General features: G+C 70.9%; 22 protein-coding genes. 8 read left to right on the top strand and 14 right to left on the bottom strand.

From position 1 onward, the window contains the following. Positions 1-13 precede the first annotated feature (13 nt). On the bottom strand, positions 14-814 hold the full coding sequence (locus tag PGH47_RS14190) for a VOC family protein (RefSeq protein ID WP_271663738.1): 801 nt from the start codon (positions 812-814) through the stop codon (positions 14-16). Positions 815-927: 113 nt separating this feature from the next. On the opposite strand from PGH47_RS14190, the gene PGH47_RS14185 reads away from it, so the two are divergent. Continuing rightward, positions 928-1,320: a nuclear transport factor 2 family protein gene (locus PGH47_RS14185; RefSeq protein ID WP_271663737.1), complete on the top strand. Its 393-nt coding sequence runs from the start codon at positions 928-930 to the stop codon at positions 1,318-1,320. Positions 1,321-1,347: 27 nt separating this feature from the next. On the opposite strand, the gene PGH47_RS14180 is transcribed toward PGH47_RS14185, so the two are convergent. Both PGH47_RS14180 and PGH47_RS14175 read right to left on the bottom strand, forming a co-directional pair. Beyond that, positions 1,348-1,701 carry a cytidine deaminase gene (locus PGH47_RS14180; protein WP_125525147.1) on the bottom strand — a complete coding sequence of 118 codons (354 nt, stop codon included), beginning with the start codon at positions 1,699-1,701 and terminating at the stop codon, positions 1,348-1,350. A gap of 28 nt (positions 1,702-1,729) precedes the next feature. Continuing rightward, the gene (locus PGH47_RS14175) at positions 1,730-2,551 is read right to left on the bottom strand and encodes a helix-turn-helix transcriptional regulator (protein ID WP_051918986.1); all 822 of its coding nucleotides are present in this window, start codon (positions 2,549-2,551) and stop codon (positions 1,730-1,732) included. 148 nt (positions 2,552-2,699) lie between these two features. Between PGH47_RS14175 and PGH47_RS14170 the strand changes: the two genes are divergently transcribed. Beyond that, complete coding sequence (locus PGH47_RS14170; RefSeq protein WP_271663736.1) at positions 2,700-4,160, top strand: MFS transporter; 1,461 nt, start codon at positions 2,700-2,702, stop codon at positions 4,158-4,160. Here PGH47_RS14170 and PGH47_RS14165 read toward each other — a convergent pair. The 5 genes from PGH47_RS14165 to era form a co-directional block, all read right to left on the bottom strand. Beyond that, entirely contained in the window at positions 4,122-4,481 is a 360-nt protein-coding gene (locus PGH47_RS14165) for an MmcQ/YjbR family DNA-binding protein (RefSeq protein ID WP_271663735.1), read from the bottom strand. The two genes, PGH47_RS14170 and PGH47_RS14165, sit on opposite strands and share 39 nt — an antisense overlap. Continuing rightward, positions 4,478-5,785, bottom strand: coding sequence for a hemolysin family protein (locus PGH47_RS14160; protein ID WP_271663734.1), 1,308 nt, complete (start codon positions 5,783-5,785; stop codon positions 4,478-4,480). Before PGH47_RS14160 ends, PGH47_RS14165 begins: the two co-directional genes overlap by 4 nt. Further along, the gene (gene ybeY / locus PGH47_RS14155; RefSeq protein WP_030949212.1) at positions 5,782-6,279 is read right to left on the bottom strand and encodes an rRNA maturation RNase YbeY; all 498 of its coding nucleotides are present in this window, start codon (positions 6,277-6,279) and stop codon (positions 5,782-5,784) included. Before ybeY ends, PGH47_RS14160 begins: the two co-directional genes overlap by 4 nt. Positions 6,280-6,294: 15 nt before the next feature. Beyond that, positions 6,295-7,359 (bottom strand): PhoH family protein, encoded by a 1,065-nt coding sequence (locus PGH47_RS14150; RefSeq protein ID WP_271663733.1) that lies wholly within the window; start codon positions 7,357-7,359, stop codon positions 6,295-6,297. 152 nt (positions 7,360-7,511) lie between these two features. Then, positions 7,512-8,471: a GTPase Era gene (era, locus tag PGH47_RS14145; protein ID WP_269638302.1), complete on the bottom strand. Its 960-nt coding sequence runs from the start codon at positions 8,469-8,471 to the stop codon at positions 7,512-7,514. Between the two features lie 165 nt (positions 8,472-8,636). Here era and PGH47_RS14140 point away from each other — a divergent pair, with 165 nt between their 5' ends. Both PGH47_RS14140 and PGH47_RS14135 read left to right on the top strand, forming a co-directional pair. Next, positions 8,637-9,956, top strand: coding sequence for an ammonium transporter (locus tag PGH47_RS14140; RefSeq protein WP_271663732.1), 1,320 nt, complete (start codon positions 8,637-8,639; stop codon positions 9,954-9,956). Then, positions 9,953-10,291, top strand: coding sequence for a P-II family nitrogen regulator (locus tag PGH47_RS14135; RefSeq protein WP_030949199.1), 339 nt, complete (start codon positions 9,953-9,955; stop codon positions 10,289-10,291). The genes PGH47_RS14140 and PGH47_RS14135 overlap by 4 nt, the downstream gene beginning before the upstream one ends. 47 nt (positions 10,292-10,338) lie before the next feature. Here the strand turns inward: PGH47_RS14135 and PGH47_RS14130 are convergent, their stop codons facing one another. Together PGH47_RS14130 and PGH47_RS14125 are read right to left on the bottom strand one after the other, a co-directional pair. Beyond that, entirely contained in the window at positions 10,339-10,815 is a 477-nt protein-coding gene (locus PGH47_RS14130) for a hypothetical protein (protein ID WP_271663731.1), read from the bottom strand. 241 nt (positions 10,816-11,056) lie between these two features. Continuing rightward, positions 11,057-11,905, bottom strand: coding sequence for a helix-turn-helix transcriptional regulator (locus tag PGH47_RS14125; protein ID WP_271663730.1), 849 nt, complete (start codon positions 11,903-11,905; stop codon positions 11,057-11,059). 119 nt (positions 11,906-12,024) lie between these two features. Between PGH47_RS14125 and PGH47_RS14120 the strand changes: the two genes are divergently transcribed. After that, positions 12,025-12,879, top strand: a complete 855-nt coding sequence (locus PGH47_RS14120) for an NAD-dependent epimerase/dehydratase family protein (RefSeq protein WP_271663729.1) — start codon at positions 12,025-12,027, stop codon at positions 12,877-12,879. 88 nt (positions 12,880-12,967) lie between these two features. On the opposite strand, the gene PGH47_RS14115 is transcribed toward PGH47_RS14120, so the two are convergent. The 4 genes from PGH47_RS14115 to PGH47_RS14100 are packed head-to-tail and all read right to left on the bottom strand — an operon-like array spanning position 12,968 to position 16,957. Next, the gene (locus tag PGH47_RS14115; protein WP_271663728.1) at positions 12,968-14,209 is read right to left on the bottom strand and encodes an MFS transporter; all 1,242 of its coding nucleotides are present in this window, start codon (positions 14,207-14,209) and stop codon (positions 12,968-12,970) included. After that, positions 14,206-15,552: a GH1 family beta-glucosidase gene (locus PGH47_RS14110; RefSeq protein WP_271663727.1), complete on the bottom strand. Its 1,347-nt coding sequence runs from the start codon at positions 15,550-15,552 to the stop codon at positions 14,206-14,208. The genes PGH47_RS14115 and PGH47_RS14110 overlap by 4 nt, the downstream gene beginning before the upstream one ends. A gap of 46 nt (positions 15,553-15,598) precedes the next feature. Further along, complete coding sequence (locus PGH47_RS14105) at positions 15,599-15,865, bottom strand: protealysin inhibitor emfourin (protein ID WP_271663726.1); 267 nt, start codon at positions 15,863-15,865, stop codon at positions 15,599-15,601. Positions 15,866-15,886: 21 nt separating this feature from the next. After that, positions 15,887-16,957: a M4 family metallopeptidase gene (locus PGH47_RS14100; RefSeq protein ID WP_271663725.1), complete on the bottom strand. Its 1,071-nt coding sequence runs from the start codon at positions 16,955-16,957 to the stop codon at positions 15,887-15,889. Between the two features lie 319 nt (positions 16,958-17,276). Here PGH47_RS14100 and leuA point away from each other — a divergent pair, with 319 nt between their 5' ends. The 3 genes from leuA (at position 17,277) to PGH47_RS14085 (ending at position 22,165) form a co-directional block, all read left to right on the top strand. After that, positions 17,277-18,998: a 2-isopropylmalate synthase gene (gene leuA, locus PGH47_RS14095; RefSeq protein ID WP_271663724.1), complete on the top strand. Its 1,722-nt coding sequence runs from the start codon at positions 17,277-17,279 to the stop codon at positions 18,996-18,998. A gap of 227 nt (positions 18,999-19,225) precedes the next feature. After that, complete coding sequence (locus PGH47_RS14090; protein ID WP_271663723.1) at positions 19,226-19,924, top strand: TerB family tellurite resistance protein; 699 nt, start codon at positions 19,226-19,228, stop codon at positions 19,922-19,924. A gap of 156 nt (positions 19,925-20,080) precedes the next feature. Further along, on the top strand, positions 20,081-22,165 hold the full coding sequence (locus PGH47_RS14085) for an MMPL family transporter (protein WP_271663722.1): 2,085 nt from the start codon (positions 20,081-20,083) through the stop codon (positions 22,163-22,165). The last annotated feature ends 19 nt before the right edge of the window (positions 22,166-22,184 follow it).

Raw genomic sequence — 22,184 nt, 5'->3', positions numbered from 1 at the left:
CGAGCGGCCCGGCTCAGCTGGGCGTCGCCGGCTTCAGCACCACGAAGTCCGCGTTCGACGGGTCCACGCACACGGCCAGCCGGCCGACGCCCTCGGCGTCATCAGGGCCCATCTGCACACTGCCGCCGTTCTCGGTGACCTTGGCGACCGCCGCGTCGCAGTCGTCGACGTTGAAGACCGGGTGCCAGTACGGCCGCCCGCCCGCCAGCGCGAGGTTCTCGGCCGGGAGCTCCATCAGGCCGCCCTGCATCCGATCCTCGGGCAGCCCGGCGGGCGTGATGATGGTGTACGCGCCACCGCCGCCCGGCAGTTCCATGTCGCCGTACTGCCAGCCGAAGATCCCGCCGTAGAACTCCTTCGCGGCCGCGGCGTCGGTCGTGTACAGCTCGGTCCAGGACAGCGAGCCCGGCTCGTCCGCCAGCTCGAAGCCCGAGTTCTTCCCCGGCTGCCACACGGCGAACTGCCCGCCCAGCGGATCGGTGAACTGCGCCATCCGGCCCCAGTCCTCCAGGTCCATCGGCGCCACCCGCACCTCGCCGCCCGCGCTCCGCACCGCCTGCGTCGTGGCGTCCGCGTCCGGGACGGTGTAGTAGATCATCCAGGCCGAGCGCGCGCCCTCCTCGGTGAGCTTGCCGAGCCCGGCGACGGTCTTGCCGTCCTTCTTGAACATGCCGCCCTGGAATTCCTCGCCCTCACCCATGGACTCGTACTCCCAGCCGAGCACCGCACCGTAGAAGGCCGCGGAGGCCCGCACGTCGGGAGCGCCGAGGTCGAGCCAGCAGGGGGAACCCGGGGCCTGGTCGGTGGTGATCATGACGATTCCCTTCCGCCGATCCTGTATGCCCTCAGCGTGACACCGGGCACTGACAATCGCCCGTCGGCTCCGCCCCGGACGCCGAGCCGCCCTGCGCTGGTTACCATCCGGCCATGAGCGACGACGCGAACGCCGCGGTACGGAACGTGCTCGCCGCCCGCGCGGACGACTGGGCGGCGGCCATGGTCTCCAACGACCCCGCCCGGATCGCCGACTTCATGGACGACGACTGGGTCATCGTCTCCGAGTCGGGCATCTCCACCAGGGCGCGGTTCCTGTCGTACGTCGAGTCCGGCGACCTGACCCACTCGGCCTTCCGGATCGTCGGCGAGCCCCGCGTCCGCGTGTACGGCGAATCGGCGGTCGTCACCGCGCGCGTGACGAACACCGCCCACTACAAGGGCGAGCGCTTCGACGCCGACGAATGGACGACCGACGTGTTCGTACGGCGGGACGACCGCTGGCTCTGCGTGCTCAGCCACATCACGGCGGCGGCCCCGCGCTGAGCCCCCGCGGCTGTCCGGCGCCCGGACTCAGCCCGCCGTGACCGTCCCGCGCACCGACCCGTCAGGCCCCGCCACCAGCACCGGCGTCCCCGGCCCGCCCAGGTCGCGTACCGCCGCGCGGTCCGCGTCGGAGGCGCTCTCCGCCTCCGTCACGACCGCGGCCGCCTCCAGCGACTTCGCGCCCGACGCCACCGCCATCGCCACCGCCGTCTGGAGCGCGCTCAGCTTCAGGGAGTCCAGGGCCACGGTCCCCGCGACATAGGTACGGCCCGTGTCGTCCCGTACGGCCGCGCCCTCGGGCACGCCATTGCGGGCCCGTGCGGAACGGGCCAGCGTGACGATCTTGCGGTCCTCGGGGTCGAGTGCGCTGTTGTCGGTCATGCGCTGAGCATACGTAGCGCCACCGGCCCTATCCGGCCACGGGGTACATCGCCCCGCGCCGGCCCTCCGGGGACGCCAGCCACTCCAACTTGGCCGCCGTGTTCGCCTCGTCCAGCGGCGTGTGCAGCACGATCGACAGATCGGGGCGCACCGGCATCTGCATCACGCTCGACTCCATGCACAGCAGCCCGACCAGCGGATGCTCCAGCTCCTTGCGGATCTGCCCGGCGTCCTCGATGTCGCGGCGCTCCCACAGCGCGGTGAACTCCGCGCTGGACTCCTTCGCCTCGGCCAGCACGGCCTGGAACCCCTCGTCGTCGGGGGAGGCCGAGCACACCGCGCGGAACTGCGCCACGACCGTGGCCGCGTTCGCCTCCCAGTTCCTGGAGCGCGAGCGGTACATCGGGTCGGTGAAGAAGTCGATCAGGCAGTTCCACCGCTTGCCGGGGCGCATGCCGAGCACCGTCGCGGCCGCGTCGTTGTGCAGCACGCCGTTGTAGTACTTGTCCATGATGTGCGCCGGGTACGGCATCCAGGCGTCGATCAACCGACGCAGCCCGTCGCACATCTCCTGCTTCTCGGGCGCCACTTCGGCCACCGGCGGATTCAGTCCGGCCAGCAGATACAGGTGCCGGCGCTCGGCGTTGCTCAGCCGCAGCACCCGGCCGACGGAGTCCAGCACCTGCGGCGACACGGAGATCTCCCGCCCCTGCTCCAGCCACTGGTACCAGGAGGCGCCCACCCCGGCCAGCACGGCGACCTCCTCGCGCCGCAGCCCCGGTGTCCGGCGCCGCGCGCCACCGTCGGGCAGTCCCGCCTCGCCCGGTGTCACCCGGGCCCGCCTGCTCATCAGGAACTCGCGCAGCTCGCGCCGCCGATGACTCTTCAGCGTGCCCTCGGACACGTACCGATCCCCCCGTTCGCGTTGGCTGGTGGTGCCACCACCAGCACAACTTCCCGCTCCCCACGGCTATTCCGACGCCAGCAGGCTGTTGCCCATGGCGATCGACACTCCCTCACCCACCTCCCCGCCCACCCCCGCGCCCCTGCCCGACACCCCCCGGATGTCGACGCGCGACAGACTCGTCCTGTTCGTCCTGTGTGCCGCCCAGTTCATGGTCGCGCTCGACTTCTCCGTGCTGAACGTCGCCCTGCCCGTCCTCGGCGCCGACCTCGGCATGAGCCAGTCGGCCCTCCAGTGGGCGGTCACCGCGTTCGCGCTGCCGTCCGGCGGCTTCCTGCTCCTGTTCGGCCGCATCGGCGACCTCTACGGCCGCCGCAGGCTGTTCCTCACCGGCCTCGCCCTGTTCGCCGCCGCCTCGGTGCTCGCGACGTTCGCCTGGGACCCGGCGTCGTTCCTCACCGGACGCGCCCTCCAGGGCCTCGGCGCGGCGGTCATCGTCCCGACCGGCATGTCCCTGCTGACCACCACGTTCGCCGAGGGCCCCGCCCGGGCCCGGGCGCTCGGCATCTCCGGGACGCTGATGTCCCTCGGCTTCACCATCGGCATGGTCGCCGGCGGCATCCTGACCGACGCACTCGGCTGGCGGTCCACGATGGGCCTGCTCGCGGTCTTCGCACTGATCGTGCTGCCCCTCGCCCCCGGCCTGCTGCCCGAGTCCCGCACCCCGGAGCGCCCGCACCTCGACGTCCCCGGCGCGATCACCGTCACCGGCGGTCTGCTGTCCCTGATCTACGCCCTGACGACGGCCGCCGACCACGGTTTCGCCCGCGCCGACGTCATCGCGACCCTGATCGCCGGCCTCGCGCTGCTCGCCGCCTTCGTGGTCGTGGAGTCCCGCACCACCGCTCCGCTGGTCTCCCTGCCCATGCTGCGCCGCCGCACGGTGGCGTGGGGCAACTTCGGCGGCCTTGTCACCTTCTCGATGATGTCGACGGTGATCTTCGTGCTCACCCTGTACCTCCAGGAGATCCTGCGCCTGTCGGCCTGGGAGACGGGTCTGGTCTTCGGCGTCCAGGGCGTGGTCTCGGTGGTCGCGGGCGCGCTCACCCCGAGGTTCGTCAGCCGCCTCGGCGCCCGCCGCACCCTGGTGCTCTCCCTCACGGGGCAGGGCGCCTTCATCTCCGGACTGGTGTTCCTGAACGCCGAGACCTGGTCCGTCTGGCTCGCCACGGCCGCCGTCTCGCTGGCGAGCATGTTCCACCTGGGCGCGATCATCTCCTACGGCCTGACGGCCACCTCCGGCGTCCCCGACGAGGAACAGGGCCTGGCCACCGGCCTGGTCACCTCCACCCAGCAGATCGGCCTCACGGTCGGCATTCCCCTGCTGGGCGTCCTCGCCACCACCGCCGACGACCTCCTGTCCGGCACCCGCACGGCGATGGCCCTGAACGCGGCGATCGTCCTGACCGCGGCGGCCCTGGTCGGCCTCGGACTGCGCACCCGGCGGACGGCCGGATCAGGGGCGGTCGAGGCGGAGGCGCTCGGCTCTCGGTAGACCGGCGACGACCAGGTCGTAGGAGTCCTCGACGAGCTCCCGGACGAGGCGGTCCGGGAGCTCGCCGTCGGCCGTGACGGTGTTCCAGTGCCGCTTGTTCATGTGATAGCCGGGGATGATCAGGCCGGGGTGCTCGCCGCGCAGGCGGACCGCGTCGTCCGGGTCGCACTTGAGGTTGACCGTCAGGGGCCGGGCGTCCAGGTTCGTCAGGGCGAAGAGCTTGCCGAGGACCTTGAAGACCGAGGTCTCCGGATTGAAGGGGAAGTCCTCCACGGCCGCGTTGAACGACAGGCAGAAGGCGCGCAGCTCCTGAGGGGTCACTCGGACTCCTTCTCCTCCTCCGGGGGCACGAGGGGACCCACCGGCTCGACGAGCACGGTCACGATCTTGTTCCGGCGGCCGGCCGCGGCCTCCGCGGTCAACCGCAGGGTGCGGCCGTCGGGCAGCTCGACCACCGACGACGCACCGGCGATCGGGACCCGGCCCAGCGCCTTCGCCAGCAGCCCGCCGACGGTCTCCACGTCCTCGTCGTCGTACTCGTCGAGGCCGTACAGCTCGCCCAGGTCGGTGATGTCCAGGCGGGCGGTGACGCGGTAGCGGTCCTCGCCCAGCTCCTCCACCGGCGGCAGCTCACGGTCGTACTCGTCGGTGATCTCGCCGACGATCTCCTCGAGGATGTCCTCGATGGTGACGATGCCGGCGGTGCCGCCGTACTCGTCGATGACCACGGCGACGTGGTTGCGCTCCTTCTGCATCTCGCGCAGCAGGTCACCGGCGTTCTTGGTGTCGGGCACGAAGAACGCGGGCCGCATCGCCGTCGACACCAGCTCGCTCTCCGCGTCCCGGGAGATGTGCGTCTTGCGGGTGAGGTCCTTCAGATACACCATCCCGACCACGTCGTCCTCGCTCTCCCCGACCACCGGGATCCGCGAGAAACCGGAGCGCAGGGCGAGCGTGAGGGCCTGGCGGATGGTCTTGTAGCGCTCGATGACGACGAGGTCGGTGCGCGGGACCATGACCTCGCGCACGAGGGTGTCGCCGAGCTCGAAGACCGAGTGCACCATGCGGCGCTCGTCGTCCTCGATCAGCGACTCCTTCTCGGCGAGGTCGACCAGCGCCCGCAGCTCCGCCTCGGAGGCGAACGGGCCGCGCCGGAAGCCCTTGCCGGGGGTCAGCGCGTTACCGATGAGGATCAGCAGATAGGGGATCGGGCCCATGACGCGGGCCAGCGGCAGCAGGATGTACGCCGCCGCCGTCGCCGTGTTCAGCGGGTGCTGGCGGCCGATGGTGCGCGGGGAGACCCCGACGGCGACGTACGACACCAGGACCATGACGGCTATGGCGACCAGCAGCGCCTCGGTGGTGCTGTCGAACTCCTTGAGGCAGGCGTATGTGACCAGCGCGGCGGCGGCCATCTCGCAGGCCACGCGCACCAGCAGCGCCACGTTCAGATAGCGCGTCGGGTCGGCGGCGACGAGCGCGAGCTTCTCGCTCCCGCGCCGCCCGCTGCGTACGGCCTCCTCGGCACGGAAGCTGGAGACGCGCGCCAGGCCCGCCTCCGCGCAGGCGGCGAGCCAGGCGACGACCACCAGGGCGATGGCGCCGGAGACGAGGGCGAGACTCATGACACGGTCGGGGCCGGGGAAGGACCGGTCAGGCCCTTCTCCGCACGCCAGCCGTCCACGATGGCCGCCTGGAGACCGAACATCTCGGCCTTCTCGTCGGGCTCCTCGTGGTCGTACCCGAGGAGGTGCAGCACACCGTGGACGGTGAGCAGTTGGAGCTCCTCGTCCATGGTGTGCTGCGTGGGCGCCTCGGTTCCCTGCTTGGCGGCGACCTCGGGGCAGAGCACGATGTCGCCGAGCAGGCCCTGCGGGGGCTCGTCGTCGTCCTTCGACGGCGGGCGCAGCTCGTCCATCGGGAAGGACATGACATCCGTGGGCCCCGGCAGGTCCATCCACTGGATGTGGAGCTGCTCCATGGCGTCGGCGTCCACGACGATCACCGAGAGCTCGGAGAGCGGGTGGATGCGCATCCGCGCGAGCGCGTAGCGGGCGATGTCGAGGATCGCCTGCTCATCGACCTCGGTGCCGGACTCGTTGTTGACGTCGATCGACATGGGCTTGCGTGTTCTCTACTTCCCCTTGTGCCCGGCCTTGCCGCGGCTCTTGTGCGTGCCGTTCTGGGTGCCGTGCCTGTTGTCGTACTCCTCGTACGCGTCGACGATACGGCCGACCAGCTTGTGCCGTACGACATCCTGCGACGACAGCCGGGAGAAGTGGACGTCCGGGACGCCGTCCAGGATGTCCTGCACCTGCCGCAGACCGGACTTGGTGCCGTCCGGGAGGTCGACCTGGGTCACGTCACCGGTGATGACTATCTTCGAGTCGAAGCCGAGGCGGGTGAGGAACATCTTCATCTGCTCGGGGCTCGTGTTCTGGGCCTCGTCCAGAATGATGAAGGCGTCGTTCAGCGTGCGACCGCGCATGTACGCGAGCGGCGCGACCTCGATGGTCCCGGCGGCCATCAGCCTGGGGATGGAGTCCGGGTCGAGCATGTCGTGCAGCGCGTCGTACAGCGGGCGCAGGTACGGGTCGATCTTCTCGTAGAGCGTGCCGGGCAGGAAGCCGAGCCGCTCGCCCGCCTCCACCGCGGGGCGGGTCAGGATGATGCGGTTGACCTGCTTCGACTGCAGGGCCTGTACGGCCTTGGCCATGGCGAGGTAGGTCTTGCCCGTGCCGGCGGGGCCGATGCCGAAGACGATCGTGTGCTTGTCGATGGCGTCGACATAGCGCTTCTGGTTGAGGGTCTTGGGGCGGATCGTGCGGCCGCGGGAGGAGAGGATGTTCTGGGTGAGCACCTCGGCCGGGGTCTCCTCCGGCCCCTCCCCGTTCTCGCTGGCTCTGAGCATGGCGATCGAGCGTTCCACTGCGTCCTCCGTCATCGGTTGCCCGGTGCGGAGCACCAGCATCATCTCGTCGAACAGGCGCTGTACGAGGGCGACTTCCGCGGAGTCGCCGACCGCGCTGATCTCATTGCCCCGGACATGGATGTCGGTCGCCGGGAAGGCCGTCTCGATCACGCGCAGCAGGGAGTCGCCGGACCCCAGCACGGTCACCATGGGGTGCTGGGCGGGGACGGTGAACTGTGCTCTCGCCTGCCCCTGCGCGGGTGTGTGAGCTGTGGGTGTCTGAGTCATGGGCCGGCTCGTAGGCCTTGCTCGTCCTCCTCGATACGACTCGCCCGCCACATGGGCGGCCTGGCGATTTCAAGGGTACGCCGGGGGACTGACAGTGCCGTAGGCCTTTTCCAGGAGGAGGACCCGGGGAGGCGGAGGCGGGCCCGGGAGACTCAGAAGCCCAGCTTGCGCAGCTGGCGGGGGTCGCGCTGCCAGTCCTTGGCCACCTTGACGTGGAGGTCCAGGAAGACCGGCGTGCCGAGGAGCGCCTCGATCTGCTTGCGGGACTTGATGCCGACGTCCTTCAGGCGCTTGCCCTTGGGGCCGATGATGATGCCCTTCTGGCTGGGGCGCTCGATGTAGACGAAGGCGTGGATGTCGAGGAGGGGCTTGTCGGCGGGGCGGTCCTCGCGGGGGAGCATCTCCTCGACCACGACCGCGATGGAGTGCGGCAGCTCGTCGCGGACGCCCTCCAGCGCGGCCTCCCGGATCAGCTCCGCGATCATGACCTGCTCGGGCTCGTCGGTGAGGTCGCCCTCGGGGTAGAGCGCGGGCCCTTCCGGCAGCAGCGGGACGATCAGGTCCGCCAGCAGGCCCACCTGCTTGTCGCCGACCGCCGAGACGGGCACGATCTCGGCCCACTCGAAGCCGAGCTCCTTGCCGAGCTGGTCGATCGCGATCAGCTGCTCGGCCAGGGTCTTCGAGTCCACCAGGTCGGTCTTCGTGACGATCGCGATCTTCGGCGTCTTCTTGATCGACGCCAGCTCCTTCGCGATGAACCGGTCACCGGGGCCGAGCTTCTCGTTCGCCGGCAGGCAGAAGCCGATCACGTCGACCTCGGCCCAGGTCGTACGGACGACGTCGTTCAGCCGCTCGCCGAGCAGCGTGCGCGGCTTGTGCAGGCCGGGGGTGTCGACCAGGATCAGCTGGGCGTCGGGCCGGTGCACGATGCCCCGCACCGTGTGCCGCGTGGTCTGCGGCTGGTTCGCGGTGATCGCCACCTTCTGGCCGACCAGAGCGTTCGTGAGGGTGGACTTGCCCGCGTTGGGGCGGCCCACGAAGCAGGCGAAGCCGGCGCGGTGGGGGGCCTCGGACGGCTCGGATGACTGATGGCGAACGCTCATGGCGCCCATTCTCCCTGATCCACAAGCCCCTGCCGCACAAGGGAGCGACCATCCCCCGTCGTGTGAGCTTCCGGAAACCCTCACGCAATGAAACCTCACGGAAACACATCCGTACGCGACCAGAAACGCGAGCCCGTGAATCTCTGACGAGCCCCCACCCGGTTGGAGACCACCGTGCCCCTCGCCGCCGCAAGCGTCGACACCGGCGACACCGCCTGGCTGCTCGCCGCCACCGCGCTCGTCCTGCTGATGACCCCGGGCCTGGCCCTCTTCTACGGCGGCATGGTCCGCACGAAGAGCGTCCTCAACATGCTGATGATGAGTTTCGTGTCCATCGCGCTGGTCACCGTCGTGTGGCTGGTCTGCGGGTACGCCCTCGCCTTCGGTGACGACGCCGGCGGCGGCCTGATCGGCGGCCTCGACCACCTCGGCATGGCCGGTATCGGACCGGACAGCGTCCAGGGGACCGTGCCCACCCTGCTCTTCGCCACCTTCCAGCTCACCTTCGCGATCGTCACCGCGGCCCTGGTCAGCGGCGCCGTCGCGGACCGGGCCAAATTCGGGGCGTGGCTGGTGTTCGTGCCGGTGTGGGCACTCCTCGTATACGTTCCGATCGCTCACTGGACCTGGGGTCCCGGTGGCTGGATCCTCGACGGTCTCGGCGCCCTCGACTTCGCGGGCGGTCTGCCCGTCGAGATCACCTCGGGCGCCTCCGGCCTGGCGCTGTGCCTGGTCCTCGGCCCGCGGCTCGGCTTCAAGAAGGACGCGATGCGGCCGCACAACCTGCCGATGGTCGTGCTCGGCGCCGGTCTGCTCTGGTTCGGCTGGTTCGGGTTCAACGCCGGCTCCGCCCTCGGCGCGAACGGCCTCGCCGCCGCCGTCTTCCTCAACACCCTCGCCGCCGGCTGCACCGGTCTGCTCGGCTGGCTCCTGGTCGAGCACAAGCGCGACGGCCACCCGACCACCCTGGGCGCGGCCTCCGGCGCGGTCGCCGGACTCGTCGCCATCACCCCGTCCTGCGGCTCGGTCTCCCTGCTCGGCGCGCTGGTCATCGGCCTCGCCGCGGGTGTCGTCTGCTCCTACGCGGTGAGCTGGAAGTTCAAGCTGGACTACGACGACTCGCTGGACGTCGTCGGCGTGCACCTGGTCGGCGGTGTCGTCGGCACCCTGCTGATCGGCGTCTTCGCGACGGCCACCATGACGGGCGGCGCCGAGGGCCTGCTGCACGGTGGCGGGTTCGCGCAGCTCGGCAAGCAGCTCGTGGCGATCGTGGCGGTGGCGGCGTACGCCTTCCTCGTCACCTTCGGGCTCGGCAAGCTGATCGACAGGGTCATGGGCTTCCGGGCGAGCGAGGAGCAGGAGCACACCGGCCTGGACCTTACGGTGCACGCCGAGACCGCCTACGATCACGGGGTCCTGGGGCACGGAGCCCCGGTCACCGCGTCCGTGTCCCCGTCCGCTCCCGCCGCGCAGAAGGTCAAGAAGCAGGCATGAAGCTCATCACCGCGATCGTCAAGCCGTACCGGCTCGACGAGGTCAAGACCGCTCTCCAGGAGATCGGCGTGCAGGGCCTGACCGTGACCGAGGCCAGCGGCTACGGCCGGCAGCGCGGCCACACCGAGGTGTACCGCGGCGCGGAGTACCAGGTCGACCTGGTGCCGAAGGTCCGGATCGAGGTCGTCGTGGACGACGCGGCGGCCGAGGACGTCATCGACGCCATCGTGAAGGCCGCGCACACCGGCAAGATCGGCGACGGCAAGGTCTGGGCCCTCCCGGTCGACACCGTCGTACGGGTACGCACGGGCGAGCGCGGCCCCGACGCGCTGTAGTCGGCCGACAGCGACGGGACCGCGCCCTTCTCACCGGGTCACACGGGTCAGTCGAACACGAACGGGCCCGGCGACTGCGGCCCGGTCGCCGTGCAGGTGATGGTGATGCCGAAGACGGTCATCTGAAGCGAGCCGCCGAAGGCATCCAGGCTGTCCCCGGAGGCGACGGTGCCGTTCAGCGGACCGACCTGGACGGGGTCGCCCGCGGCCATCGCCGGGTTCTCGGTGCCGGAGAAGGCGACGGTGCCGCCGCTCGCCTTCACCAGGGTCAGCGTCGAGGCGATCGAGTCCTCGGACAGCGCGATCGGCGCGGTGATCGCGGACGAGTTGACGGTGACGGTGGCGGCGGTGCCGCTCTGCGTCGCGGTGATGCTCGCCTCGCCGCCGCCGAAGCTGCCGCAGTCGGCGGTGATCGTCGCGGTGGCGGGGGTGACGGCGAGGACGGCGGGTGCGAAGGCGAGGCCGGTGACGGCGAGGGCCCCGGCAGCCAGGGCCGCACCTGCCGCGATACGTGTTCGTCTCATGGGATTCGCTCCCTTTCGGGGTGGGGGAATTCCGTGGGGGGACAGCTCGGCAGGTGGGTGCGGGCACGCTGCGGGGCGAGCTGAGAACTGAGAGCTGAGAGTTGAAATCTGACGGTCCGTCGGAACCGTCGTTTCCATTGATGCGCCTGGGGCGAGGGTCGGCAAGGGTGATTTCCGGCCTCAACTACCGACGGGTCAACTACCGCTTCCGATAGGGCAGTCGGCGGGCCCGTCGTCGCGGTCAGCTCCTGCTGGGCGACATGTCCTGGAGGCCCACCACGCGCAGCAGTTGCAGGCGTTCGTAGGCGTCCGTTCCGGGCCGGGCCGAGTGCACGACCAGGAGGTGGTGGTGCTGGTGGCTGACCATGACCTCGCAGTCCAGCTCCAGCAGGCCGACCAGGGGGTGCAGGAAACGCTTGGTCGCCTGGTTGCGCCGGGACACCTCGTGCTCGTCCCACAGCCGGGCGAACTCCGCGCTGCCCGCCCTCAGTTCGGCGACCAGCCCGGTCGGCTCGGGGTCGTCGGGGCGGGCCGCGGCCACCGCGCGCAGGCCGGCCACATGGGTCCGGGCGTGGCCCGCCCAGTCCTCCTCGGGTATGAGCGTGCGCGCGGCCGGGTCGAGGAAGAACAGCCGGATCAGGTTGCGCTCGCGCCGCGGCCGGGACATCACGTCGCCGACCAGCGCCTTGGCCATCGCGTTCTGCGCCAGCACCTCACCGCAGTCGTTCACCACCTGCGCCGGTGAGTCGTGCAGCCGGTCCAGGATCAGCAGCAGCCCGGGGCGCACGTGCGCCGACGCCGTCTCGTGCCGTGGCGGCTCCTCGCCGGCCAGGTGGAACAGATGGTCCTGCTCGACGTCGGTCAGACGCAGCGCGCGGCCCAGCGCGGTGAGCATCTGACGGGACGGGCGCGGGCCCCGGGACTGTTCCAGCCGGGTGTAGTAGTCCACCGACATGCCCGCCAGCTGCGCCACCTCCTCGCGGCGCAGGCCCGGTGTACGACGCCGGGAGCCGGGCGCGAGGCCCACGTCGGACGGGGTCAGCCGGGCGCGGCCACGGCGCAGGAAGTCGGCGAGTTCGGCTCGGTTCACCCCTCCAGCCTGCGCCACGGCGCGCGCCTTATCCAGGGACTGCCGATCCCCCGATCAACGGGTCTCTCCCGCCCGCACCGGCCCCGTCCGAGGGTGGTCGGTGACGAGAGGAGCAGATCATGCAGACATTGGTGACGGGTACGACGGGACAGGTCGGCCGGCGCTTCGTGCCGAGGCTGCTGGCGCAGGCCAGGGCGGGGGAGCGGGTCAGGGTCCTGGTCCGGGACGCGGCACGGGGCGAGCCGTTCGCCGAGCTGGGCGCCGAGGTCGTCGTCGGCGACCTGCGGGACGCGGAGGTGCTCGGCAAGGCGGTCGCCGGGGTCGACGCGGTCGTCAACGTCGCGGCGGCCTTCCGGGGCGTGCCCGACGAGGAGGCGCGGGCGGTCAACCGGGACGCGGCCATCGAACTGGGCCGGGCCGCACAGGCCGCAGGGGTGCGCAGGTTCGTGCAGGTCAGCACGGGTCTTGTGTACGGCACGGGGCGCGGTCGCGCGCTGACCGAGGACGACGAGAGCCGGCCCGGCGGGACGATGTGGGGTGCCTATCCGGAGTCGAAGGCGCAGGCGGAGCGGGCCCTGCTCGCGCTGGACGGCATGGACGTACGCATCGGCCGTCTTCCCTTCGTCTACGGCGAGGGCGATCCGCATCTCGCGCAGTCCCTGATGTGGGCCGGGAACTGGGCGGCGACCCAGCGGTTGCACATGGGACACCATGCGGATGTCGCACAGGGCCTGCTGCGGATCCTGCACGCGCCGGGGATCGCGGGCCGTGTGTACAACATCGCCGACGACGTGCCCGTGACGGCGGTCGAGTTGCATCAGCTGAACGGGGTCGAGATCCCCGAGAAGCTGTACGCCCGTACGGACCCCGACCCGTGGCTGGCGGTCATGTCCACCGAACGGATCCGGCGGGAGCTGGGGTATCGGCCGCTATTTCCGTCGGTCTACGCGGCCCGGGACGCCGGAGCGCTGTGAGATCGGGCCGGTGGTCGTGTGCGGGTCCGTTGTGGCTGGTCGCGCAGTTCCCCGCGCCCCTTTGGCGCGCTGCCGAACCGTTGGCTGTCTAATCCACGCCCCTGATCCGCCCCACCAGCACGGCCCCCGCCAACCCGATCACCGCCGCCACCGCGTACAGCATCCGGTAGCCGCCCAGGTACGTGACGATCGGGGCGGCGAGGGCCGGGGCCGCCACCTGGGGGAGGGCGTTGGCCACGTTGATCACGCCCAGGTCCTTGCCGCGGTCCCGGGCCTCGGGCAGGACGTCCGTCATCAGGGCGAAGTCGACCGACATGAAGACGCCGAGGCCGATGCCGAGCAGGGCCGCCACCACGATCGCGCTCGGCCAGGTCTGCCAGGCCGCGAGAAGGGCGGTGGCCGCCGCCATCAGGACGCCGGACCAGTGCACGAAGGGCTTGCGGCGGCCCACCCGGTCCGACCAGATGCCGCCCACCACGACCGTGGCCAGCAGGGACACGGCGTTCACCGCGGTCAGTATCAGCACGCCCTGCTCGGGGTCGTCGTGGTGGAGACGGTCCCGCAGGTAGTAGAGCAGGTAGAGGATCACCAGCGCGTTGCTCAGGTTGATCAGGAAGCGGGTCAGCCAGGCCCAGCCGAAGTCAGGGTGGCGGCGCGGGCTCAGCCAGAAGCCGCGCGTGAAGGAGCGCCAGGACCAGGCCGGCCGGTCCGCGGCGGGCAGCCGGAGATCCCGGTACCGGAGCACGTACGGCAGCACCCCGGCCATGACGAACACCGCGCACGCCGTGTACCCCGCCGCGATCCCGCCGACCGCCGTCGCCAGACCCGTCCCGGCGACCGCCCCGAGGATCTGCGCCGCCCCCAACCAGCCGCCCACGACGCCCCGTTGGAGCCGCGGCACCCGGTCCGGCACGGCCGCCGTCACCGCCGCGAAGGCCGCGTTCAGGGTCAGCTGGACCAGGCACCAGCCGAGCGCCATCAGCCACAGCCCGTCCGCACCCGCGAGCAGCAGCAACGACAGCGCCCCGCCCGCCGCCCCGGCCACGATCCACGGCGTACGGCGGCCCCGGCGGGCCGTGGTGCGGTCCGACAGCGCGCCGAAGAACGGGTTCGCCGCCAGCGACACCACCGCGCCCGCACCCGTCACCCAGGCCAGCAGGGTCTCCTTCGACATCCCCGTGCCGGGCGCGAAGTCCTCCGCCTGCTGGGCCAGCAGGATCTGGAGCGGGCCGTACCAGCCCACCCAGATCGCCACGTTGGCCAGCCCCAGCGCCGTCGTCCAGCCCCCGCCGACCCGGTCCGTGGGTTCGGCCAGGGCGTCGGCCGTCATCCCCGCGCCGGGACCTGGGCCCGGAGCACGTCCCGCAGCCAGCCGTACGACGCCTTGGGCGTCCGTTCCTGCGTCGCGTAGTCCACGTGGACCAGCCCGAACCGGCGCGCATACCCCTCGGCCCACTCGAAGTTGTCCAGCAGCGACCACACGAAGTACCCGCGCACGTCCACGCCCGCCTCCACCGCCCGGTGCAGGGCGCGGATGTGGCCGTCGAGGTAGGCGATCCGCTCCTGGTCGTCGACGCCCTCGTACGAGCAGCCGTTCTCGGTGATGACGACGGGCGGCAGCCGGTCGCCGTAGCGCTCGCGGAAGCCGGTGAGCAGCTCCGTCAGCCCCTCGGGGACCACCGGCCACCCGAAGTCCGTCGTCGGTACGCCCTCGATCTCCCGTACCGAGAAGGGCAGTTCGGCGGGCATCGTCACCCCGCCGAAGTCGATCTCGGTGCCCTGCGGGGCGCCCACGCGGGTCGGGGCGTAGTAGTTGACGCCGTAGAAGTCGATCGGCTCGGCGATGACCTTCAGGTCCGACTCGACGTCGCCGGGCATCAGCTCGCCGATGCCGTCCGGGTACCGGCCGAGCAGCAGGGGGTCGGCGAACAGCCGGTTCAGGAGCAGGTCGTAGAAGTCCGCCGCCTCCAGGTCCGCCTGCTCCCGCGAGGCCGGCCAGGTCGGCCCGTGCGAGTTCGCGATGCCGATGTCGGTGGCGCCGGCAGCGCGCAGCGCCCGTACCGCCAGGCCGTGCCCGAGCAGCTGGTGGTGGGCGACCGGGAGGGCGTCGAAGAGCAGCCGCCTGCCGGGGGCGTGGGTGCCGAGGGCGTGGCCCAGCAGGGTGTGCTCGGCGGGTTCGTTGAGGGTGATCCATTTCTGGACGCGGTCGCCTAGGCGCTCGGCGACCACGGACACGTACTCGGCGAACCGGGCCGCCGTGTCCCGCTCCAGCCAGTCCAGCGTGAGGGGGAGGTCCCAGTGGAAGAGCGTCGGGACCGGGCGTACGCCCGCCGCGCACAGCTCGTCGACCAGGCGGTCGTAGAAGTCGAGGCCCTTCGGGGAGTTCACCCGGGGCCAGGAGATCGAGAAGCGGTAGGCACCCACGCCCAGGCCGGCCAGCAGGGCCACGTCCTCGCGGTAGCGGTGGTAGTGGTCGCAGGCCACCTCGGCCGTGGAGCCGTCCTTCACCGTTCCCGGCTCGGCCGTGAAGGCGTCCCACACGGACCGCTCGCGCTCGTCCACGGCGCCCTCGATCTGGTGGGCGGACGTCGAGACGCCCCACAGGAAACCGGCCGGGAAACGGGGTATCGGGCTCTGCGCACCGCGCTCATCGATCGCCATGCGCCGGATCATCCGTACCGGCGGTAACGGAAGTCAACGCCCCGGCGTGAACTGCCCGTTACGCTCCTTCCTTCAGCACCCTTGAGATCAGCCTGCGCTGCTCGTCGGTGAGCCGGGGATCCGAGCAGTACACCGTCGTGCCGTCCACGGTGATCTGGTAGCTGAAGCCGTCCGGAACCCCGACCGGGGGCGTGCCCCGGCCGGACGCGACCGCGCTCTCGGCCAGGGCCTGCCACTCCGCCGCGTCGGGCCGCCCCGAGGTGTCCACCTCGGCGTACCGCTCGATGCCCGCGAATCCGCCCGTGCGCCGTACCTGAATACGCATGGGTCCCTGTCTAGTACGGAGCTACGGGATCCGCACCCCGACCTGCTCCCAGGCCTTGGAAACGGCCTGAAGCTCCTCGCCGCCGTCGCCGAAGCGCTCGCGCGCGGCCTTCACGGTGAGCGCCGCGAAGTCGGTGAACATGGCCCGGTCCGACAGCTCACCGCCGGTCAGCACGTCGTACCAGACCTGCCCGGCCTTCTCCCAGGCGTGGCCGCCGAGCGCGGTGGCGGCCAGGTAGAAGGCGTGGTTGGGGATGCCGGAGTTGATGTGGACGCCGCCGTTGTCGCGGCCGGTGCGGACGTAGTCGTCCATCGTCGCGGGCTGCGGGTCCTTGCCGAGGACGTCGTCGTCGTACGCGCTGCCCGGCTCCTTCATGGAGCGCAGGGCCTTGCCGGTGACGCTGGGCGCGAGCAGCCCCGCGCCGATCAGCCAGTCGGCCTCGGCGGCGGTCTGGCCGAGCGTGTACTGCTTGATCAGGGAGCCGAAGACGTCCGACATCGACTCGTTCAGCGCGCCCGGCTGGCCGTAGTACGTGAGGTTGGCCGTGTACTGGGTGACGCCGTGGGTGAGCTCGTGGCCGATCACGTCGATCGGGATGGTGAAGTCGAGGAAGATCTCGCCGTCGCCGTCGCCGAACACCATCTGCTCGCCGTTCCAGAAGGCGTTGTTGTAGTTCTCGTCGTAGTGGACGGTGGCGTCCAGCGGCAGGCCGTCGCCGTCGATGGAGTGGCGGGCGTAGGCCTTGAGGAAGAGCTCGAAGGTGGCGCCGAGCCCGGCGAAGGCGCGGTTGACCGTGGCGTCCTGGCCGGGGTCCGTGCCCTCGCCGCGGACCTCGGTGCCGGGCAGGGCGGTGCCGTGCCCGGCGTCGTAGATGGTGCGCAGCGGCCGGTCCGACGGCGCCTTCGCCGTCGGGGTGGCCGCGAGGGCGAACTCGGTCGTGACGCGGCGGCGGCCGCGCAGCTCGCTGTCGCGCATCAGGGTGCGGCGGGCTGGACCGGCGAGTGCCGGGTCGTCATTGCGGGCCAGTTTGTCCAGCACGTGTGGTGGTACGACGGTGCAGAAGACGGGCTCGAAGCCCCCGTTGGTCGTCATGTCCGGCACCATTGCACTGCGTTAGTCCGGTGTCACTAGCCGCAACCATGATTGGTGAAATATACGGATAGGGAGCGCCACTCTCCGTGACGAAGTGGTATGGCGCACGTTTTGCCCTTTTCATCCCTGGGGTCCCGCATACTGATACAGCGCCCCGCATCCGGAGAGGCTCGGCTAGCATGCTTCGCATCATGCGTTTCGGGCTGCTTCTTCTTAGCTGCCGCGGCGAGGGCCTGTAGTCCAGGTCGACTCCCTCCCCGCGGAGCTTCGCGTTGCGTCGTCGGCCGTCCTTCCGGACATCCTGAGGAGCCCCGCAGACATGGCGAACCGCCAGCAGCCCAGCACCATGCCGATCCACAAGTACGGCCGCTACGAGCAGGTCGACATCTCCGACCGGACCTGGCCCGGCAAGCGCGTCACCGCCGCTCCCCGCTGGCTCTCCACCGACCTGCGTGACGGCAACCAAGCCCTGATCGACCCGATGTCGCCCGAGCGCAAGCGCCGGATGTTCGACCAGCTGGTCAAGATGGGCTACAAGGAGATCGAGGTCGGCTTCCCCGCGTCGGGCCAGACCGACTTCGACTTCGTACGCTCCATCATCGAGGAGCCCGGGGCCATCCCCGACGACGTCACCATCTCCGTACTGACCCAGGCCCGCGAGGACCTGATCGAGCGCACGGTGGAGTCCCTGAAGGGCGCCCACCGGGCCACCGTGCATCTGTACAACGCCACGGCCCCCGTCTTCCGCCGCGTGGTCTTCCGCGGCTCCAAGGACGACATCAAGCAGATCGCCGTCGACGGCACCCGCCTGGTGATGGAGTACGCCGAGAAGCTGCTGGGCCCGGAGACCGAGTTCGGCTACCAGTACAGCCCGGAGATCTTCACCGACACCGAGCTGGACTTCGCGCTGGAGGTCTGCGAGGCGGTGATGGACGTCTACCAGCCCGGTCCCGGCCGCGAGATCATCCTCAACCTGCCCGCCACGGTGGAGCGTTCGACGCCGTCCACGCACGCGGACCGCTTCGAGTGGATGCACCGCAACCTGACGCGCCGCGAGCACGTCGTGCTGTCGGTCCACCCCCACAACGACCGCGGTACGGCGGTGGCGGCGGCCGAGCTGGCGCTGATGGCCGGCGCCGACCGCATCGAGGGCTGTCTGTTCGGGCAGGGCGAGCGCACCGGCAACGTCGACCTGGTCACCCTGGGCATGAACCTGTTCTCGCAGGGCGTCGACCCGCAGATCGACTTCTCCGACATCGACGAGATCCGTCGTACGTGGGAGTACTGCAACCAGATGGAGGTCCACCCGCGCCACCCGTACGTGGGCGACCTGGTCTACACGTCCTTCTCCGGCTCCCACCAGGACGCCATCAAGAAGGGCTTCGACGCGATGGAGGCCGACGCGGCCGCCCGCGGGGTCACCGTCGACGACATCGAGTGGGCCGTCCCCTACCTGCCGATCGACCCGAAGGACGTCGGCCGCTCCTACGAGGCGGTCATCCGCGTCAACTCGCAGTCCGGCAAGGGCGGTATCGCGTACGTCCTGAAGAACGACCACAAGCTGGACCTGCCGCGCCGGATGCAGATCGAGTTCTCGAAGCTGATCCAGGCCAAGACGGACGCCGAGGGCGGCGAGATCACCGGCGGCGACATCTGGGCGGTCTTCCAGGACGAGTACCTGCCGAACCCCGAGAACCCGTGGGGCCGCGTCCAGGTCAAGAACGGTCAGTCGACGACCGACACGGACGGCGTGGACACGCTGAAGGTGGAGGCCACCGTCGACGGCGAGGACACGGTCCTGGCCGGTACCGGCAATGGTCCGATCTCGGCCTTCTTCGACGCCCTGGCGAAGATCGGCATCGACGCGCGGCTGCTGGACTACCAGGAGCACACGATGAGCGAGGGCGCGTCCGCGCAGGCCGCCTCCTACATCGAATGCGCGATCGACGGCAAGGTTCTGTGGGGCATCGGCATCGACGCCAACACCACGCGTGCCTCGCTGAAGGCGGTCGTGTCGGCCGTCAACCGGGCGGCGCGTTGACGGTGTGCCCGCCGTGCGCCCACTGACGAGTGAGCGGGCGCGGCGCCGTCGTGGCTGGTCGCACAGTTCCCCGCGCCCCTCCGGGGCGCGGGGAACTGTCTGTTTTCGGCCATCGGCACGTGCAGGTCACGGAAAGGTCTCGTCCGGGGTACTGACTCCACGTCCGTGATGTGGCTAACATCACGCAAGCGCGGCGACGTTGCCGCGGGGTTTCGCGGAGGTGCGACGTGCTGCCAGGACGGGGACGAGACGGCCGTGCCGCCAGGCTTGCGCGCATCCTGGGCACCCGCACCGCATGGTCGGCCGTGGGCGACGGCGAGTTCTTCTGCCCCGGCTGCGGAGGCGACCGCAACTATCAGCGGCTGACCGGCCATCGCCGCTTCACGCTGCTCGGCGTGCCCGTGCTGCCGCGCGGCGAGACCGCCCCCGTGGTGGAGTGCGCGGCCTGCCGCCGGCACTTCGGCACCGAGGTCCTCGACCATCCGACCACCACCCGCTTCTCCGCGATGCTTCGCGACGCCGTCCACACGGTCGCCCTCGCCGTGCTGGCGGCGGGCGGCACCTGCGCCCGCCCGTCCCTGGAGACCGCCGCGGCCACCGTGCGCGCGGCCGGCTTCGACGACTGCACGGAGGACCAGCTGAGCGCCCTGGTCGAGGCACTGGCCGCCGACACCGGCCGCCTCTTCTCCGAGCCCTGCGGCGCCGGCCTCGCCATAGAGCTCCACGAGGCCCTGGACCCCCTCGCCCCGCACCTCGCCCCCGCCGGCCGCGAATCGATCCTCCTCCAGGGAGCCCGCATCGCCCTGGCCGACGGCCCCTACACCCCCGCCGAACGAGACGCCCTCGCGACGGTGGGCGCCGCCCTCACGATCTGCACGGACGACGTGACAAGCCTGCTGGCGGCAGCGGCCCGTACGCCTTCGTAGCCCCGGGACGATCACCCGTACTCCCCCGGGAGTAGTCGCGGCCCTGTGCCGCCCACGGCAGTAGCCCCCAACTCGCCCTCACGCCCGACGATTCGGCACCCCCCTGACGGAAGTCTTGGAGTCGTCCAGACATCCGATCGGAAGGGGGCCCGACTCATGGGGGCCGTAGGGACGAGTGCGCGGCGGCGGGGTGTGCCCTGGCTTGTGCTCGGGTTGTGGATCGTCGTCCTGGTGGCGGTGTCGCCGTTCGCGTCGAAGCTCGCGGACGTGCAGCGGGACCGGGCCGTGGACTATCTGCCGGCCAGTGCGGATTCCACCCAGGTGGCCAAGATCCAGGAGCGGCTGCCGGGCGGCGAGGCCACCGAGATGGTCGTGGTGTATCACCGCGACGCCGGGCTGACCTCGGCGGACAAGGCGGCAGCCGCCGCGCAGATCCAGCGGATCGCGGGCGAGCACAAGCTCACCGGTGAACCGCAGGGTGTGCCGTCGCGGGACGGGACCACCCTGATGTACCCGATCGCGAGCACCGAGCCGGGGACCGACGAGGAGGCACGCGACCTGCTCGTCAACGACGTCAGGGACGTCGCGCGGGGCAGCGACGGGCTGAGCGTCGAGGTCGGTGGGGCGGGGGCGCTCGCCACCGACGCCAGTGAGGTCTACAACTCGCTCGACGGGCCGCTGCTGTACACCACGGCCGCCGTCGTCGCGCTGCTGCTGATCATCATCTACCGCAGCCCGTTCCTGTGGCTGGTGCCGCTCGCCGTCGCCGGTATGGCCGACTACCTGTCGATGGGCGTCGCCTACGGACTCAACCAGGGCTTCGGGACGTCGGTTTCCGGCCAGAGCTCCGGGATCATGACCATCCTCGTGTTCGGGGCGGGGACGGACTACGCACTGCTGCTCGTCTCCCGCTACCGGGAGGAGCTGCGGCGCATCGAACGGCCCTACGACGCCATGGTCGCCGCGCTCAAGGGCTGCGGGCCCGCCGTGCTCGCCTCCTCCGGCACCGTCGCCGCCGGACTGCTGTGCCTGCTCGCCGCCGACCTCAACTCCAGCCGCGGCATGGGCCCGCTCGGCACCGTCGGCGTGCTGTGCGCCCTCGTCGCCATGCTGACCCTGCTGCCCGCGATCCTGGTCCTGCTCGGGCGGCGCGTGTTCTGGCCCCTCGTGCCGCGCCTCGGCAGCACACCCAAGGCCCGCCGGTCCCTGTTCACGGCGATGGGCAGCTCGGCCGGACGCCGGCCCCTCACCGTCCTCGCCGGCGGCGCCGTCCTGCTCGGCGCGCTCGCCCTCGGCACCCTGGGCCTGCCCGGCAACCTCAAGCAGGAGGACTCCTTCACCTCCAAGCCCGACGCGGTCGCCGCCATGGAGACCCTCGCCGCGGCCTACCCCGAGCGCGGCACCCAGCCCATCAGCGTCATCACCCCCGAGGACCGGGCGGAGGCGACCCTCGCGTCGATCCGGGACACGCGCGGCGTCGACAGCGCGCAGGAGGGCCGTACCGGAGACGGCTGGACCGAGATCTCCGTCCTGGCCACCGCGGCGCCCCAGTCCGCCGGGGAGACCGCCACCATCGAGGCCCTGCGCGACCGGCTGGAGGGTTCCTACGTCGGCGGTGCCAGCGCCGAGCAGCTCGACCTGAAGGACACCAACGCCCGCGACCGCCTGGTGGTCGTGCCGATCGTGCTGCTGTCGGTGCTGCTGATCCTCGTCGTCCTGCTGCGCTCGCTCGTCGCGCCGCTGATCCTGGTCGCGGCCGTGGTCGCGGTGTGGGCCGCGGCGCTCGGCATCGGCGGACTCGTCTTCGAGCCGCTCTTCGGCTTCGAGGGCACCGACCCCGGACTCGGGCTGCTGTCCTTCGTGTTCCTCGTGGCCCTCGGCGTCGACTACGGCATCTTCCTGATGCACCGGATGCGCGAGGAGTGCCTGAACGGCGCCGAACCGGCCTCGGCCGCACTCACCGCGCTGCGTACGACGGGCGGGGTCATCGCCTCCGCCGGACTCGTCCTCGCCGCCACCTTCGCGGTGCTCACCAACATGCCCTTGGTACAGCTCGTGGAGCTGGGCTTCGTCATCGCGGTCGGCGTGCTCCTCGACACCTTCCTGGTCCGCACCTACCTGGTCACCAGCGCCAGCGTCGCGCTCAAGCGCAAGGTGTGGTGGCCGGGTCCGCTGTCCCGGACGCCGGAGCCGCCGGTGCCGCCGAAGGAACCGGAGCGCGTGGCCGTGTCCGCCAACTGAACCGACGGGCGCCCCTCCC

The sequence above is a fragment of the Streptomyces sp. HUAS 31 genome, from assembly GCF_028198125.1.
GTDB classification, from domain to species: Bacteria; Actinomycetota; Actinomycetes; order Streptomycetales; family Streptomycetaceae; genus Streptomyces; species Streptomyces chartreusis.
The sequence above is the reverse complement of the archived record's forward strand: the minus strand, read 5'-3'. Positions and strand labels throughout refer to the sequence as shown.